The sequence below is a fragment of the Scatolibacter rhodanostii genome (assembly GCF_900197595.1).
Lineage (GTDB): Bacteria > Bacillota > Clostridia > Oscillospirales > Acutalibacteraceae > Scatolibacter > Scatolibacter rhodanostii.
On the sequence record NZ_FZLO01000004.1, the window covers coordinates 57,703 to 75,342 of the forward strand.

10 protein-coding genes are annotated in these 17,640 nt (G+C 41.8%); 3 read left to right on the forward strand and 7 right to left on the reverse strand.

Translation table 11 applies throughout. The annotated features are described in order from the left end of the window. The first annotated feature begins 71 nt into the window (after positions 1–71). Positions 72–3,419, forward strand: a complete 3,348-nt coding sequence (locus tag CS931_RS09195) for a PD-(D/E)XK nuclease family protein (RefSeq protein WP_099205492.1) — start codon at positions 72–74, stop codon at positions 3,417–3,419. Continuing rightward, positions 3,394–6,918, forward strand: coding sequence for a helicase-exonuclease AddAB subunit AddA (gene addA / locus CS931_RS09200; protein ID WP_099205493.1), 3,525 nt, complete (start codon positions 3,394–3,396; stop codon positions 6,916–6,918). The genes CS931_RS09195 and addA overlap by 26 nt, the downstream gene beginning before the upstream one ends. 103 nt (positions 6,919–7,021) lie before the next feature. Here the strand turns inward: addA and CS931_RS09205 are convergent, their stop codons facing one another. From CS931_RS09205 to thrS, 4 genes are all read right to left on the reverse strand, one after another. After that, positions 7,022–7,627 (reverse strand): HAD family hydrolase, encoded by a 606-nt coding sequence (locus CS931_RS09205; protein WP_099205494.1) that lies wholly within the window; start codon positions 7,625–7,627, stop codon positions 7,022–7,024. Positions 7,628–7,928: 301 nt separating this feature from the next. Further along, entirely contained in the window at positions 7,929–8,729 is an 801-nt protein-coding gene (locus CS931_RS09210; protein WP_099205495.1) for a tRNA threonylcarbamoyladenosine dehydratase, read from the reverse strand. Between the two features lie 157 nt (positions 8,730–8,886). Then, positions 8,887–9,189 carry a Dabb family protein gene (locus CS931_RS09215; RefSeq protein ID WP_099205496.1) on the reverse strand — a complete coding sequence of 101 codons (303 nt, stop codon included), beginning with the start codon at positions 9,187–9,189 and terminating at the stop codon, positions 8,887–8,889. A 36-nt stretch (positions 9,190–9,225) separates the two neighbouring features. Further along, entirely contained in the window at positions 9,226–11,160 is a 1,935-nt protein-coding gene (gene thrS / locus CS931_RS09220) for a threonine--tRNA ligase (RefSeq protein WP_099205497.1), read from the reverse strand. Between the two features lie 665 nt (positions 11,161–11,825). On the opposite strand from thrS, the gene rny reads away from it, so the two are divergent. Then, the gene (gene rny / locus CS931_RS09225) at positions 11,826–13,388 is read left to right on the forward strand and encodes a ribonuclease Y (RefSeq protein WP_099205498.1); all 1,563 of its coding nucleotides are present in this window, start codon (positions 11,826–11,828) and stop codon (positions 13,386–13,388) included. Between the two features lie 186 nt (positions 13,389–13,574). Here rny and CS931_RS09230 read toward each other — a convergent pair whose 3' ends face one another. The 3 genes from CS931_RS09230 to CS931_RS09240 form a co-directional block, all read right to left on the reverse strand. Next, complete coding sequence (locus tag CS931_RS09230) at positions 13,575–14,393, reverse strand: protein-glutamine gamma-glutamyltransferase (RefSeq protein ID WP_099205499.1); 819 nt, start codon at positions 14,391–14,393, stop codon at positions 13,575–13,577. Next, positions 14,390–15,151: a hypothetical protein gene (locus tag CS931_RS09235; protein WP_099205500.1), complete on the reverse strand. Its 762-nt coding sequence runs from the start codon at positions 15,149–15,151 to the stop codon at positions 14,390–14,392. Before CS931_RS09235 ends, CS931_RS09230 begins: the two co-directional genes overlap by 4 nt. A 247-nt stretch (positions 15,152–15,398) precedes the next feature. After that, on the reverse strand, positions 15,399–17,486 hold the full coding sequence (locus CS931_RS09240; RefSeq protein WP_099205501.1) for a sodium-translocating pyrophosphatase: 2,088 nt from the start codon (positions 17,484–17,486) through the stop codon (positions 15,399–15,401). Positions 17,487–17,640: the final 154 nt, after the last annotated feature.

Sequence of the window (17,640 nt, forward strand, 5' to 3'; positions counted from 1 at the left end):
AAAATACCAGGATTATTTTCTATAGATTAAACTAACACAATCAGATTCCATACAAAGAAAGAGGCGGTCTTTTGTTACAATTTGTGGTCGGACGAGCAGGCAGCGGTAAAACAGAATTTTTGCGCCGTATGCTTGTCGATTTGAGCGGCAGCCGTCAAAAGTTGATGATTCTTGTACCCGAGCAATATTCTTTTGAAACAGAAAAAGAAATTCTACGGCTTGCAGGGCCGAGACAAGCTAACCAAATTGCTGTGCTTAGTTTTACACGGCTTGCGGACTTATATTTTCGCACAGAGGGTGGCGTGGCGGGTCAGCGACTAAGCGACGGTGGCCGCCGCATGATGATGAGTCTAGCGGCGGAAGCCTGTGCTGAACAACTTACCATGTATCAGAAAGCGGTGAAAGACGGCCGAATTACAGATATTATGCTCACAGCCGTCAATGAAATGAAAATCTGCGGCATTTCGGGAGATGATTTGCGTCAAACCGCTAACAAGCTTTCTGACGGTGGATTAGCCGACAAGCTTTTCGAAATCTCCCTCTTATATGATACCTATACCGCCATGGTTACCTCTTCCTATTTGGATTCTCGCGATGATTTGACAAGACTTGCTGAATCCCTCACTGACAGCGAATTCCTGTCCGGGTACACCATTGCTGTCGATTCTTTTGAAGGATTTACAATGCAAGAAATGAACATTCTGCTTCCCATGATGAAAAAAGCAGAAAATTTGGTTATTTCTCTTTGTACCAATAATATTTCTTCTGCTGGTGAACAAAGCTTATTTGCCCTGACCAACCGAACCAAACATCGCTTGATGCAGCTGGCAAAAGAGAATCATATTCGAATAGCACCCGATGTGGTGCTTCGAGATTCCCTGCGATTTAAAAATGCGTCTTTGTCGCTGATGGAGCAGCATTTTTTCAGCGAAGAGAGGGTCTTATTTGATGAATCTGAAACAAACAGTCATGAAGACATTCATCTTTTTTGTGCCAGAGATATTTTTGAGGAGACTGACTTTGTGTCAGCCACTATACGCCGTTTGGTGATGGAAAAAAATCTTCGTTATAGTGATTGTTCGGTAGTCTGCCGAGCACCCGAAAAATACGCTGGCATTTTAGAAACCGCTTTCCAAAAAAGAGATATTCCTTGTTTTGTTTCCCATCCTAGCCGAGTAGATGCCGAGCCCATTATGCGATTTATTCTCTGTGCATTTGAAAGTGTGATGCACAGCATGAATCCAGAAGACATTTTTGATATGCTTAAAACCGGCATTTCAGGACTGACAGCTGAAGAGATTTCAGATATTGAAAATTACAGCTATCTTTGGCAACTCAAAGGACGACACTGGAAAGAAGCATTTACCAAACATCCTCGGGGTTTTGGGCAAGAAATGACCGATACAGACAAGCAAACTCTGTTGGCACTCAATCAAATACGAGAACGCATTATACTGCCGCTTACCGAGTTTGCTGAGCAAACTGCGCACACAACAGGCGAGTCTATTTCGCATGCCGTTTACGCTCTTCTCACCCATTTTAACATGGAAGAAAATCTTCTTACCTACTGCAAAACACTTGAGAACATGAACCAGCCAGGCCTTGCTGAAAAGCAAATCCGAATTTGGGATTTACTCGTGGAGATTCTTGAGCAAATGGCGGCTATTTTGGGAGAAAAACCGATTACAAGAGAACATTATTACCGTTTGCTACGTGAAATTATTCGCGGTGAGGACGTGTCAGATATTCCGCAAGTGCTTGATTCTGTCATGTTCGGTATGCCCGAGCAAATTCGTCAAACCAGCCCCAAAGTGGTATTCGTTTTAGGTGCTGTCCAAGGGGAATTTCCTATGATTCCCAAGAACGCCGGTGTTTTTTCTGATTCTGAAAGACAAAAACTGATTGAGCTGGAACTTCCCCTGAGTGACCCCCTGCCGCAAAAAATGATACAAGAACGCTATCTGGCTTATTCCATTGTCAGCCTTGCTTCTGAATCCTTATATCTTTGTTACCCAAAGGGAGCTAATGGTGAAGAATTACAACCCAGTGAAATAATCACTGAAACCCTCCGCATTTTTCCTCCCTTGTCGCAAGAGCAATTTGACCGCACGACTTATTTCGCCAACAGCCGTGAATCTGCTTTCTCTCTCATGGCAGAATATTTTCCTTATGCCACGTCCGAATCTGCCACACTGAAAGCCCTGTTTCAAGATGATTCTACTTATCAAGGACGTCTATCCTCCTTGCAGCGAGCAGTTGACATAAAATCTGAAAGCATTGAAAATACTGGATTAGCCAAAAAGATATTTGGAGAAATCCCCTATCTTTCTCCCACCCAGATTGAAACCTTTTATAAATGCAAGTTTCGCTATTTCTGTCAGTATGGTGTATCTGCCAGAGAACGGCGTACAGCAGAAATTGACGCTATGCAATACGGCAGTATCATGCATTATCTTTTTGAGCATATTTTTGCCCAGAAAGAGATATGTCCCGCGGAAATCTCTGATGATGAACTGCTTGCTTATATTCGCAAATTGATTGAAGACTATGTCACCATCAACATGGGTGGTTGGGACAGTATCTCTGCTAGGGAACAATACCGACTAAAACGTATGATACAAGCTGCGGCTGTTTTGGTGCGCCATGTGGCTATTGAATTGGCACAAAGCCGTTTTCAGCCTGAAGGCTTTGAGGTACGGCTAGGCAAAGATTTTCCGGCACTCAAGATTGATACACCCGAGGGCAACACCGTTACCATTGGCGGCACAATTGACCGTATTGACATTTATGAAAGCACTCGAGGAAAATTCGTGCGTGTCATTGACTATAAAACCGGAATTAAGAAATTTAATATGACCGATGTACTTTATGGGCTGAATGTGCAAATGCTTGTGTACCTTGCCGCTTTAACAGAAAAGCAAGAACTGCTCCCTGCGGGTATTCTTTATACTCCCTTGACCTTGCCGTCTATTGCGGCAGACCGCTCGATTACCGAAGCCGAGCTAAAAAGTCAAAAAGACAAATCATTGCGTATGACAGGCTTAATTTTAAAAGATTCTGAAATCATTCATGCTATGGAGGAAAATGCTGTCGGACAGTTTATTCCGGCAAAATTCTTAAAATCCGGTTCTCCGGCAGAATCCAACTCCGTTTTAGAGGACAATCAATTGCGCGCTGTGCTAGACTATTCCAAATCGCTGATTGCCACCATGGCAGATACACTGTACCGTGGACAAATCGAGGCAAGACCGGTTTTGGCAAATCAGCTTGGCTGTGATTACTGTCCCTATCGCAGTGTTTGCGGCAAAGAATATAGCGACAAAGACATTGAAAAGTGCAGCCCCTCAAAGGCTGACATAATAACGGCAATGACAAAGGGAAAGGAGGATTACCATGGCGAAAATGACTTGGACGAATGAACAGCATGATGCCATTTATGCACAAGATGGCACCATATTGGTTTCTGCTGCTGCCGGTTCAGGCAAAACAGCTGTATTGGTACAGCGTGCTATCAGCCGTTTAACTGAAGGTGATAACCCTGTTCGAGCCGATAGTATGCTAATCGTCACCTTCACTCGTGCTGCGGCGGCTGAAATGCGTGCAAGGCTTGAAAAAAAACTCTATGAGATGATCCAGGCTGACCCCAAAAATAGCAATCTTAAACGACAGAGCATTTTGCTGTCACAAGCCAAAATTGGGACAATCCATAGCTTTTGCGCTGATATTCTCAGGGAATTTTTCCATGTCCTTGACATTCCTCCTGATTTCAAGATTATCACGGACAAGCAAGAAGAAGAGATGAAAAGTGATATTGCTTCTGATGTGCTGAACTTGGCCTCGGAAAAAGGATTTTATCCTCTGCTTGCCGATAATTTTGCCGGAGAGAGAGAAGACCAAAGTCTTGCGAAAATACTGATTCATCTTTATGCTCATATGACTTCTTATCCAAACCCTGAAAAATGGTTAGAAGAGAAAATTGCACTTTATCGTGGCTGTAATTCAGCAGGCAATTCACCTTGGGGAAAAGTCATTTTAGACTATAGTCTTGAAACCATTATCTATGCTCAAAATCTAATGAAAAAGGCGCTGTCGCTTACCAAGCAAAGTGGTGACCCAAAGCTTGAAAAAGCGTATCTAGAAGCCTTTTTAAGCGATTTGCACACCCTGGGGTTACTCCAAAAAGCTGCCGAAGAAAGAAACTGGGATAAAATGTGTGCCATGGTTTTGGCTTTTTCTATGGCTTCATGCACAGCACCAAGAGGCTACAAAGATGACCCATTGACACAAAAAATCAAAGCTTTGAGAGAAGAAACCAAGACTACCATTCAAGATGGTTTAGGTAAGTTATTCTCTTCTGATGAAGAACAGTGCCTCTCGGAATTTTCTGCCGTAGGAGAAACACTTTCTGCCCTTATGCAACTAATGCAAGATTTCACCTCGCTCTATTCTGCTAAAAAGCTTGAAAAAGGATTTTTGGACTATGCCGATTTAGAGCAGTACACCTTGAAACTATTACAAAATGAATATGGTGAAAAATCAGAGATAGCTAAACAGATTTCAGAGCGCTTTGCTGAAATTATGATTGACGAATATCAAGATATGAACGAAGTGCAAGACAGCATTTTTACTTATGTTTCTAAAGAAAAATCGAACCTCTTTATGGTTGGCGACGTGAAGCAAAGTATTTATGGCTTTCGCCGTGCCATGCCCGAAATCTTTATGCGCAGCCGTGACAGCTTTGAAAAATATGACAGAGACCTTAAAAACTATCCCTCCTATATCGTGCTTGACCGTAATTTTCGTTCTCGCCTGAATGTCACTGAAAGCACCAATTTTGTTTTCTCTCAACTGATGAATCGGCGCACAGCAGGCATGGATTACACCCACGAAGAAGCGTTAGTCTGCGGTGCTTCTTATCCCCCTAAAAGCGGATGCGACACTGAGTTGGTATTGCTTGAAAAAGAAACGGGTCTACAAACCGAACAGCTTGAGGGTTATTTTATCGCCTGTCGTATTTGTGAGATGATGGAAAGTGGTTTTACTGTACAGGAAAACGGAAACGAACGTCCTCTACGATATAGCGATTTTTGCATTTTACTGCGCAGTGTCAGTGGCTATGCTCACGGCTACGCCACCGAATTACAGCAATTGGGTATTCCTGCAAAAGCAGCGACGGCCGGGGGATTCTTTGAGGCAAAAGAGATTGGTGTTATTCTTGCTTTCTTGCGTGTGATTGACAACCCCAATCAAGATATTCCTCTTTTAACCGTGCTGATGAGCCCTGTTTATGGGTTTACTCCAGATGATATGCTAAAATTGCGAGAGGTCTACCCTAAAATCCCTTTGTATACCGCTTTATTGCACTTGGGTCGGGACGATAGCCAATATCAAAAAGTTTTGAGTGATATTGCCGAATATCGTGCCGCCTCCGCCACCATGCCTTCTGATGAATTTATTCAGTTCCTTTATTTAAAGACAGGATATACCGACATGGTGCTTGCTATGATAGACGGTGAAAATCGCCTGGCTAATCTTCATCTGCTACAAAGTCATGCTAAAGATTATGAAGCTGCCGGCTATAACGGAATATCTGGTTTTGTTCGCTTTTTAGACAAACTAAACCGCAACCGTTCTGATATGAAAAGTGCTGAAATAGCCGAGAGTCATAGCAACAGCGTACAAATCATGAGCATTCATAAGTCAAAGGGACTGGAATTTCCTGTCTGCTTTGTGGCAGGCTGTGGCAGAGAGAAATCAAACCGCCCGCAAGATATTCTCTTTCATCAGGATTTAGGACTTGGCATTTCACTGGCTGACCGCACTGTCGGTGCAAAATTTACTACAATGGCAAAAGAAGCGATTGCCATTGACCTAGCACGCAAAGAATCTGCCGAAGAAATGCGTATTCTTTATGTGGCTATGACCAGAGCCAAAGAAAAATTGATTTTAGTAGGCTCGCTGAAAAAGCCAACAGAGGTTGTCCAAAAGCTGGCGGCGCAAATTGGTGAAGACGGCATTTCTTCTTATAGCATTCAAAATGCCAAAAGCTTTGCACATTGGCTGATTCTCTGCGCTCTACGTCACCCTGATGCCTCCTATCTACGCAGTCAGGCAGAAATTACAGATGACATTATTGTTGACGACCACCGCACCCCTTGGAATATTCGCATTCTCTCTAACTTAGAAAAAGAAGAAACAGAGATTATCGAAACCCAAACTATTGCTGTACCTGATATGGACTTGCTGGCAAAATTGCAGAGTGCTTGTGATTTTGTCTATCCCCACCTTGATTTGACTATGATTCCCTCTAAAGCGGCGGCCTCTGCCGTAGCGTCTAAAGAACATGAAGTCAGACAAGGCATTACACTCTCAAGACCCTCGTGGTTGTTTGAAAAAGGGCTGACTCCGGCTGAAAAAGGAATTGCTCTGCACAGCTATATGCAGTATGCCAATTTTGCCTTGGCAGCAGAACAACCTGAGCAAGAGCTTGCGCGACTTGTTGAGGGAAAATTTCTCTCTACTGAACAAGCTGCGGCTGTTGACTTGACAAAAGTAGCTGACTTCTTTCAGAGTGAGCTTGGCAAACGAGTTGTCGCTTCTCCTGAGGTCGAAAAAGAGAGACGTTTCGCCGTTGAAATTCCGGCTTCTGAAGCTGGCTATGTGATTGAAAATTCTCACAGCCATGCTACTGTGATTTTGCAAGGTGCACTAGACTGTACTTTTGTTGAAAACGGGATGCTGCATATTGTTGACTTCAAAACGGACCATGTTAAAGACATCCATGAACTGGCTGTCAGTTATGCCGTTCAGTTGCAGCTTTACAAAAAAGCCATGGAGCAAATCAGCGCCTACCCCATTGGCGAATGTTGGATTTATTCTATGTATCGAAGCCAAGCAATCCTTGTCCCTATTCCATAATTGTTGTGATTCGTAAAATACAACCACCTAATTTAAAAGTAAATAAAAAGCAGGCTTGATCAATAAAATATCAAGTCTGCTTTTCACTTTTATTCGTCGCATTTTATTTTACGCCGACCTCTGATAGCTGTTTTTTAAGAAGTTCTACGTCTCCGTGAAAAATCGTTCCTCGAATACCCTCTCGCTCTGCAGCAACGATATTGAGCGGCATATCGTCAATAAAGAAACACTCCTCCGCTTTTAGCTGAAAGGTTTCTAAAAATTTTTGATAGATTTCGGGATAGGGTTTTAGCATTTTGTAATCTGCCGATGCAAAAAGTCCGTCCATATAAGACAAAGCCGGTATTTGATTCTTAAATTCATGAAAGTAAGTACTGATATTGGAAAGTAAATAGACATGATAGCCTTTTTCTTTCAGTTCTTTTATCAATTCTTCCATGCCGGGCATCAAATCGACGTGGTCAATCCAATGTAAAAACAAATTCTCCACACTCTTGTGCAGCCTTTGCGGCACACGCTTCTGTACCTCTTCAATCGCTTCTGGCACAGTTAGCTCTCCCCAATCGGTTTTAAGCCATGTTATTGACTCAAATACTTCTCTTAGCAAGAGCGGTCGGTCTTCTTCTCTCTCGACAAAGAGCTTTACATAATTTGTGGTGTTATAAGAAATCAATACTTTCCCCATATCAAATATAATATTTCGAATCATTTGGTCCCTCCTTATGTAAAAACAACCTAGGTTTTCTTTATCCTACCTTTTTCCACTACTTTTGTCAAAGCATTTTATGCAGAAAAGCAAAATACACGATGTCTGTTTGGGGCAGACATCGTGCATTCCATTTATATTGACGGCCGGAGTGATAGAAAGGGCCGAAAATATCATATAAGCTATTCCCCATGCTTTCTAAATCCTGATTACATGGTGAAAAACAAAAAAAGACGCTTTGAATGTATTCACTCAAAAACGTCTTTGTTTATGTTATTTATCTTACCATATAAAACAGAAAAAGTCAACCTTCCTGTGGTGGAATTGTCTGATGCTCATTTTCTTTTTTATCTATATTGGCTATATCCTTAATCACTTCCCCTGCCATGAGCAATCCCGCTACAGACGGCACAAACGAAATGCTACCGGGAATATCTCTTCTATCTGTGCAATGCCTTTTCGTGCCAGGCGGACATATACAGTGATTACGACAGCTAATCGACATATCTTCAATGGGGCGAACGGTTTCTTCTGTAGAAAAAACCACCTTTAATTTTTTAACGCCACGCTTTTTGAGTTCTTTGCGCATAACACGAGCAAGAGGACACATCTCTGTCTGATAAATATCGGCAACCTTGAGTTTAGTGGGGTCGAGCTTATTGCCGGCTCCCATACAGCTGATGACCGGTACACCCGCCCGCTGTGCTCTAAGAATTAAATCCAGCTTTGCTGTGACTGTATCCACCGCATCCACTACGTAGTCATATTCTTCAAAGTGAAATTCATCTGCGGTTTCAGGCAAATAAAAGCATTGATGTTTATGCACAACCGCATGAGGATTGATATCATGAATTCTTTCCTCCATCACATCAATTTTATATTTACCCACTGTTTTTCTGGTCGCAATAATTTGGCGGTTTACATTCGTCAGGCACACCTTGTCATCATCGATAAGGTCAAAAGTTCCCACACCGCTTCTTGCCAATGCTTCTACGGTATACCCGCCAACACCGCCGATACCAAAAATAGCGACTCTGGCTCCTGCCAAATTCTCCATCGCCTCTTTACCTAACAAGAGCTCTGTTCTTGAAAATTGATTTAACATATAAGGCCACCTGTTCCTACATTCCCGTTTACTTTTTATCAATAGCAAAGAAGAGGATGTTTTCAACACCCTCTTCTTTGGAAAGACAATAGGTTTTAAAACCTATTTATTATATCGGATACCTATTGCTTCGTCAAGATATACTTTCTGGAAGAACTTAGTTTTCAACGTAGTCGCCGCAAGTACGGTCCATGGCTACAGAACCAATAAACTGCCCCGCTTTCACATGATCAGGATGTGTTTGATAGTTTGCCAGTGCTTCTGCACTTTCAAAGAGACTATTCAGCACGAGTTCACGGTTACTGGAAGTAAGCGGTTGGGTGACGACTTCTACCGAAACTACACCCGGCACAACGTCTGCTAGAGCCTCCAGTTCTGTTTTAATTCTTTCGGCATACTGCTTTTTTTGTTCGGCAGTAAAACCTTCTTTGAAATTCCACATAACTATATGTCTAACCATCAGTGTTTCTCCTTATTTTAGGTCTACAACCCAACTTTAGCGAATTTCTTTGGTATCGGCTTCTTTTGTTGCCATTGTTAAAAACTCTTCTATCGTCATGGCACCCAAATCACCATCTTTACGGTGACGCACTGAAATCGTTCCGTTCTCAATGTCTTTATCGCCTAAAACCAACATATACGGCACTTTTTCAAGCTGTGCTTCACGGATTTTATAGCCAATCTTTTCGCTTCTGTCGTCTACTTCTACACGAAGTCCTGCCATCATCAGGCTATCTTGCAGTTTTCTTGCTTCATCATGATGACGGTCAGCAATCGGCAGCACTTTGACTTGAATCGGGGCAAGCCATAACGGGAATGCTCCGGCATATTTCTCAATCAACAGTGCCAGTGTTCTTTCATAGCAGCCAATAGACGTTCTATGAATAATATAAGGATTCTTTTTCTCGCCATCTTTGTCGGTATATTCCATACCAAATGTTTTGGCAAGCATTTGGTCAATTTGAATGGTAATCAGCGTGTCTTCTTTGCCATGCACATTCTTAATCTGAATATCAAGCTTAGGACCATAGAAAGCTGCTTCACCGACACCAATTTTATAGCTTAAGCCAAGGTCGTCTAAAATTGTCTTCATCGTGCCTTGTGCCTCATCCCACTGTTCTGGTGTGCCAATATATTTTTCACGGTCATTAGGGTCCCATTGTGAGAAACGGTAAGAAACATCCTCATATAAGCCAAGCGTTTGCAACATGAATGTCGTCAAATCCAAACACTTTCTGAATTCATCTTCTAACTGATCGGGGCGGCACATCAAATGTCCTTCTGAAATCGTGAATTGTCTAACACGAATTAAGCCGTGCATTTCGCCACTAGCTTCATTTCTAAAGAGTGTAGACGTTTCATCGTATCGAATTGGCAAGTCACGGTAAGAGCGGGGCTTGTTGAGATAAGCCTGGTATTGGAACGGACAAGTCATTGGTCGCAGTGCCATGACTTCGTCGTCTTTCTCCTCATCGCCAAGCACAAACATACCATCACGGTAGTGATCCCAGTGGCCTGAAAGCTTATACAAATCACTCTTTGCCATGAATGGTGTTTTTGTTAGCTGCCAACCTCTTCTTGCCTCTTCATCTTCTACAAAGCGCTGTAAAATTTGTACAACCTTAGCACCCTTTGGAAGCAAAATTGGCAATCCTTGGCCAATTAGGCTGCTAGTGGTAAATAATTCTAGCTCGCGGCCAAGCTTGTTGTGATCACGTTTTTTTGCTTCTTCAAGCATGGTGAGGTGTTCTTCAAGCATTGTTTGTTTTGGGAAAGCCGTTCCATAGATTCTTGTCAGCATTTCTTTATTGGAATCGCCTCTCCAATAAGCGCCTGTAATCGACGTAAGCTTTACAGCTTTAATCAGACCTGTTGACGCCAAGTGAGGCCCTGCGCACAAATCTGTAAATTCGCCTTGCTTATAAAAACTAATGGCTTCACCTTTAGCGATATGCTCGGCCATCAGCTCTTCTTTATAAATCTGTCCGTTGAGTGCGTCTTCTGCCTCTTTGCCAGAAAGCTCAAAACGTTCAATTGACAAGTTTTCTTTAATAATTTTTTTCATCTCAGCTTCAATTTTAGGCAAATCTTCTTCTGTAATTGGTGAACTAAAGCCAAAATCATAGTAGAATCCGCCGTCTACCGCTGGCCCAATTGCAAGCTGTGCATCAGGATATAGACGTTTTACCGCTTGTGCCAATATATGAGAAGTAGAGTGCCAATACGCTCTTTTTCCCTCATCATCATCAAATGTTAAGATTTCTAACGTGCAATCTTCTGTAATCGGCGTGCGTAAATCTACTACTGTGTTGTCAATTTTAGCTGCACAAGCAGCTTTAAAAAGTCCCATGCCAATTCCTTTGGCAATCTCCATTGGTGAAATTCCGGATTCAAAAGCCTTGATTTCGCCCTTCAAATTAATATTAATCATCAAATTCATCCTCTCTGCTGTGCCGGAAACAGAAAACGCCCCCGGCAAAATTTTTCATTTGCACAGGGGCGAGAAATTCCCGCGGTTCCACCCATATTTAAAGAGCAAGCTATTTCAAAGCATTTCACTCTTCCTTCATATAACCGATAACGGCGGTAAACCGTTCTGCCTTAAAGTCTTTATAAAAAAACTGTTCGGCAAACTGCTAAAGGGCGGTATATTTTTGCGATGTTTTGAAGTGCGCTTGCAGCCGATGACGCACAATCTCTGGCAAAACGAAAGAACAAAAATATTTCCTTATTGTTGCATTTATGTATGATTTCATCATATCACCTTTTAAAACCATTGTCAATTCCGTTTATATCCTAATCTGTCTTTTAATAGGATATGCTGTACAAGACAAAAAATTCATGAATATAAACAATATTATATTAAAAAAATTACTTATAATTGTTAAAATTATTTTTAACCTCACAATTTTCTTGACATTATGTCTACATAATTATACAATTATGTCTGTGTGATTATGAAAACTCATATGTCTTTTGCACCATTGGCAAAAAGAAGGTTTCTTTTCACATATGCAGGGATTAACGCACCCTATTTGATACTATTATAATGATTATTTAAAACATTAAAAAAACACGAACAAAGGAGGTGTTACTGTGCCGCAAATTCATTTACTTACTGCTATCGTTATTATTGTTCTCGTTGCAGCAGTTGTAGCCGTGCTGGCTTTTGTAATTGGTATTAATCACCGCAAGAAAATAGCGGAGTCACAAATTGGTTCTGCTGAACAAGAAGCCAAACGTATTTTAAGCGATGCGCTTAAAAATGCCGAAGCCAAAAAGAAAGAATTGATTCTTGAAGGCAAAGAAGAAGTTCACCGCGCACGCAATGAAAGCGACCGCGAAATCAACGACCGCAGAAAAGAAATACAGCGACAAGAAAAACGTATGCTTCAAAAAGAAGAATCATACGAGAAAAAATTTGCTAATCTTGAAACCAAAGAAGAAAACATCGAAAAGAAAAACAAGAAGGCCGAAGAACGTCTTGCTGAAGCAGAAGCTGTTAAGAAAAGTCAGTTTGACATGCTAGAGCGCATTTCTTCTTTCACAACAGAGCAGGCAAAAGAATATTTGCTGAGTAACCTTGAAAATGAGCTCGCTCATGAAAAAGCTCTTAAGATTATGGAGTTTGAACAGCAAACTAAGGATGATTCTGATAAATTGGCAAGAGAAATTATCTCACTGGCTATTCAGCGTTGTGCTGCTGATCACGTTTCAGAAGCCACCATTAGTGTTGTTCCGTTGCCCAACGACGAAATGAAAGGCCGTATCATTGGACGTGAAGGCCGCAATATCCGTGCAATCGAAACACTCACCGGTGTCGATTTGATTATTGACGATACCCCTGAGGCTATTACACTCTCGTGCTTTGACCCTGTCAGGCGTGAGGTGGCACGAATTGCCCTTGAAAAATTGATTTCTGACGGCAGGATTCATCCATCTAGAATTGAAGAAACTGTTGAAAAAGCAAAACGTGAAGTAGATGCTACCATTAAAACAGAGGGCGAAAGAGCCGTCTTGGAGGTTGGCATCAGCGGGATACACAATGAACTCGTGAAATTGCTGGGACGTTTGCGTTATCGTACCAGCTACGGTCAAAATGTACTCAATCATTCACTTGAAGTTGCCTATATTGCCGGCTTAATGGCTTCTGAGCTTGGTCTTGATCCTACTATGGCAAGACGTGCCGGACTTTTACATGATATTGGCAAAGCGTTGAACCATGAAATTGAAGGTTCGCATGTTGAAATTGGTGTTGATGTTGCTCGCAAGTACAAAGAGAGCGAAACTGTAATTCATGCAATTGCTGCTCACCACGGCGACATTGAAGCTAAAACCATTATTGCTTGTCTTGTACAGGCAGCAGATGCAATTTCTGCTGCAAGACCTGGCGCAAGACGTGAAAATCTTGAAAATTATATCAAACGTTTGGAAAAGCTAGAAGAAGTTGCTTCGTCTTTTGAAGGTGTTGACAGCTGCTATGCTATCCAGGCAGGCCGTGAAATCCGCATTATGGTTCGTCCTGATGTGGTCAACGATGACAAGATGACACTTTTGGCACGAGAAATCTGCCAAAAGATTGAAGATGACTTGGAATATCCCGGTCAAATCAAAGTCAATATGATTCGTGAAAGCCGTGCCATTGATTACGCAAAATAAATTTAGCTAAAATGAAAGAACCTTTTGCTTGTGAGCATTCCGAACCACTCGGAACCTTCTCATGCAGAAGGTTCTTTTTTATTTCAAAAGAAATATCACCTGTACATAGCAATATTTTAATAAATCTCTGTTTTATGATATACATCGTATACCGAATAGAAATTTACGACTTTACTTGCTTTTACCCTATCGGTGTGAGACCGTTGAAGTTTCAGGAAACTGCCAGACCAATGGTCCACTTTGCTGCTGATTTTTTTCCCATACCCCAAATAATTTTTTGTAGTTTGGTCTTGCCGCCGTGTCCATCAAATAGGCGCTTTCTGTTGCTCCTTCTATGCGATTTCGATTCAGCGAAGCTATGATTTCAGGTGCTGTTCGAATGCCAATTCCATGCCCGTAGAATAAGTTATCTAACATGACAATGACGTTTTCCCCTCGCCACCATGACGTTTCAGGGCTGACTTGAGGGTTCATAAAATAAGCTCTGTCGCCTACAAGAAGCTCGGGCACTTTTCTAGGTGTCCCAATTTCCTGCAAAAGAGGCTGTCGAATGCTCCAATCCATGAGATATATATTTTTGAAAGTTCTGTTGAACAAATCGGCACCGTAAACCTCTAAAAGTGCTTTGTAAATAATAATAACCATGGCGGTGGCACATTCAGTACCATATTTTCTGCCATTTTTAAATATGTCCAGAATAGCTTCACTGGGTACAGCTCCTGGCTTTAACTGGAACCCGCCATTGCTTGTTCTTTCCCAATATTCCTCATTGCAGAATGCATCATGAAAGGTTGCAAACCGCAATCCACTTCTACTCTGCAGCTTTGCTGCTTCTACAGTTTTGTGGCGCATAGACAAAGTAAAGCGTAATTCCTCTACACTGTCAAATCTATACACTGTTGCACTTTGATCCATCGTTCTCAAAACCTCATGCTGCACGCTGTTCAATGGGTATTCTGCCAGCATAGGTGCCGCATCAAAAGGTCTTCCCGCTACTTGTATCATGTTGCATTCTCCTTTCCTTCAATCTGATCCATGCGGCATACCACAGGTCTGCTCGTATACTGTTTGTTTTCTTCGTTAAACACAAGCTTATTTTCATTTTCTTGCAACCACACAATATACTTTTCATATTCTTCTGCAGGGGCTAGTTTAGTGTCATGAGAAATCCCCAATAAATCATAGATAAAATCTGCTTCTGCTAAATCAGAGGATGGCAGTTTTTCGGCAATAAATTGTAGCGATTTGGTTTCACGACTTCTAAAATAAGCCCAAATTAGCTCATGCACATTTTCTCCTCGAATACGGCGAGTAAAAATCAGTTCTGCGACCTGAGGAAGAATACCTGTCTCATGGTAAATATGAATTAGCACTGACACGACAATATCAATTATTTTTTGAAATTTTTCTGCTGGCTTATTTTCTTGATAGCCTGTTGTCAGCATCCATATCAAGGTTTCATGCGCTTTCTCTCCCCCATTTTTTAAGTAATCTTTGCGTGGGTTATAATTTTCATTTAAGATTTGCTTGCTGACTTCAACTGCAATCGCATATTTTGTGTACATTTGCTGCTGCAAACGAAACTCTTCAATCGACGGCATCAGCAAAAATAAACAAGGAAAGGTCATGCTGTTATCATTGAGAAGCTTAACCGCCTCTGCCCTGCTGCGCTTGGCAGCCTTTCGAAATTCATCTATGCAAACTTCATCTCCCTGTTCCACTCTGATATTTTCCAAGTGAATTGTACTTTCAGATTGATTCATCTTTGTCCTCCCTTATTTCACTTTTACGGTCAAACTGACATTATGCTATACTATTCCAAACAACAACAAATCGTGTCTGTTAAGATAGAAATGCAAGTATTTTGGTCATTTGAAAAAGGAATGCTGACATGGAGCACTTCTTTTTACTGATTAAGATATCTGGCTTGATATTTGGTTTTTGACATAAAAAACGGTACACCCAATGGGCATACCGTTTTTGTATTCGTTATAAAATTGTATCTAACTCTTAGAAAATAGAGAAAGAAAGGAATAGAGAAGCCATTAAAGAAGCAACAAGAGAAACAACCGTAATCTGTGTATTAATAGAGGGACCTGCCGTGTCCTTAAAGGGGTCACCAACTGTATCGCCTACAACAGCTGATTTATGAGCGTCACTGCCCTTGCCGCCATTGCCGCCTGCTTCAATATACTTTTTAGCATTATCCCACAAACCACCGGAATTACTCATAAACAAAGCTAGCAGCAAACCACTGACGATATTGCCTGCCAAGAAACCGCCAACAGCCTCTACACCGCCAATAAAACCGACAGCTAAGGTAACAACAATACTAATCAGTCCTGCTGGAACTAGTTCTTTTAATGCACCGTCGGTAGCAATATCAATACATTTGTCATACTCAGGGATAACACCCTTTTTGCCTTCTTTCAGTCCGACAATTTCACGGAATTGGCGATGAATTTCAGCAACCATGCGCTGTGCATTTCTGTCAACACCCAGCATTAACATGGCAGAGAAGATAGCTGGTACAGCAGCACCAATCAGCATACCAAAGAATACTGTCGGATTAATGATATCAAAGCCTGTTAAGACCACTTTTCCTGCGGCTTCATTCACTTCGCTCATAAAGGCACCTAGCAAAGAAATAATAGTTAAGCCGGCAGCAGAAATAGCAAATCCCTTTGTAACAGCTTTTACTGTATTACCAGCACTGTCTAATGAATCGGTGATTTCAAGTGCTTCATCTCCTAAATCACCCATTTCTACAAGACCTCTTGCGTTATCTGCAATAGGGCCATAAGCATCGTTGGAGATAATCATACCAACAATAGAAAGCATACCAACGGCTGACATGGAAATACCAAACATACCTGCTGTTGGGTCACCCGGAACAATAGAAGAGCAAAGATTATAGGCTACTAGTGCTGAGATTGCAATGCCAATCATTGCTGGCAACACGCTTAAGAAGCCATAAGAAATACCCGAAAGAATCGTGAATGCCGGTCCGGATTCAGAAGCTTTTGCCACATAACGAACCGGTTTCTTATTGTCATTGGTGAAGTAGTCACTCGTAATACCAATGATGACACCCACAAACAGTCCAACAGCTGCCGCACCCCAAATTCTCCAATCAAACTTGAAGACAGCGGTAGCAATAGCGGTCAAAGCGGCATAAATGCCGGTTGTGATATACGTACTCATATTCAGCGCCATGGTTGGGTCGCCTTTTTTACCCATACGGGCAGACAAAACACCAATAATTGAGGACAAAAGCCCCAGTGCCGCATAACAGAAAACCATTGCAGAATAGTCAACTCCGGTTTTAGCGCCTAAAGCAATTGCCATAACCAAAGCAGCTGCCATAGAGGCCACGTTAGAGTCAAATAAATCAGCGCCCATTCCTGCCACGTCACCCACGTTGTCACCTACGTTATCCGCAATAACAGCAGGGTTTCTGGGGTCATCTTCAGGAATACCAAGCTCTACTTTACCAACAAGATCAGCACTAATATCTGCTGTTTTGGTGAAAATGCCGCCGCCTGCTTTAGCAAACAGTGCCAACGAGCTTGCACCAAAGCTGAATCCCAACAAAGCTGTTGCATCATTCAATGCCCAAAACACCAAGGCTACACCCAACAAAGAAGAACCTACTACAGCCATGCCCATAACAGAACCGCCACGGAAGGCTGCCAGGAAAGAGGCTTTCAGTCCGCTTTTCTGAGCGGCTTCGGCTGTCTTAACGTTAGCAATAGTTGCCACCATAATACCGATTTTTCCGGCAATAGCTGAAAGTACGGTACCAAATATGTAAGCCAGTGCCATTCTTAGATTTTCTAAAATGGAACCTCCTGACCAAATTGGAGATGGAAGAAAGATGAGAATTAAGAGCGCCGCACAACCGCAAAACTTAATTAGTACCGTGTACTCTTTTTTCAAGAAGGTGTTTGCACCTTTCTTGATATAACCGCCGACTTCGGCAACTCTTTTGTTGTCGGAAGGCTGACGGAGAATCCAGCTGTAAAGCCAGCCAGCAAAGGCAAAAGCTAATACAGACACCACGATTGAAACAATTAGAAATATCGTTAGATTATCCATGTGACGTAGACCTCCTACATAATTTTAATTGGGAATTCCCAAATTCCCCTATCGTATACGATACCACAATCAATTCATAAATTCTATATGTATTTTAGCACAATATTTACTATTTTTTTCTATATTATTGATAATTATAGTTGCATATGTTGAA

Bases quoted from the DNA above. Each gene is read 5' to 3' on its own strand.
- CS931_RS09215 (WP_099205496.1), bottom strand. From the start codon at position 9,189: ATGGTTAGACATATAGTTATGTGGAATTTCAAAGAAGGTTTTACTGCC.
- addA (WP_099205493.1), top strand. From the start codon at position 3,394: ATGGCGAAAATGACTTGGACGAATGAACAGCATGATGCCATTTATGCA.
- CS931_RS09230 (WP_099205499.1), bottom strand. From the start codon at position 14,393: ATGATACAAGTAGCGGGAAGACCTTTTGATGCGGCACCTATGCTGGCA.
- thrS (WP_099205497.1), bottom strand. From the start codon at position 11,160: ATGATTAATATTAATTTGAAGGGCGAAATCAAGGCTTTTGAATCCGGA.
- CS931_RS09210 (WP_099205495.1), bottom strand. From the start codon at position 8,729: ATGTTAAATCAATTTTCAAGAACAGAGCTCTTGTTAGGTAAAGAGGCG.
- CS931_RS09240 (WP_099205501.1), bottom strand. From the start codon at position 17,486: ATGGATAATCTAACGATATTTCTAATTGTTTCAATCGTGGTGTCTGTA.
- CS931_RS09235 (WP_099205500.1), bottom strand. From the start codon at position 15,151: ATGAATCAATCTGAAAGTACAATTCACTTGGAAAATATCAGAGTGGAA.
- CS931_RS09205 (WP_099205494.1), bottom strand. From the start codon at position 7,627: ATGATTCGAAATATTATATTTGATATGGGGAAAGTATTGATTTCTTAT.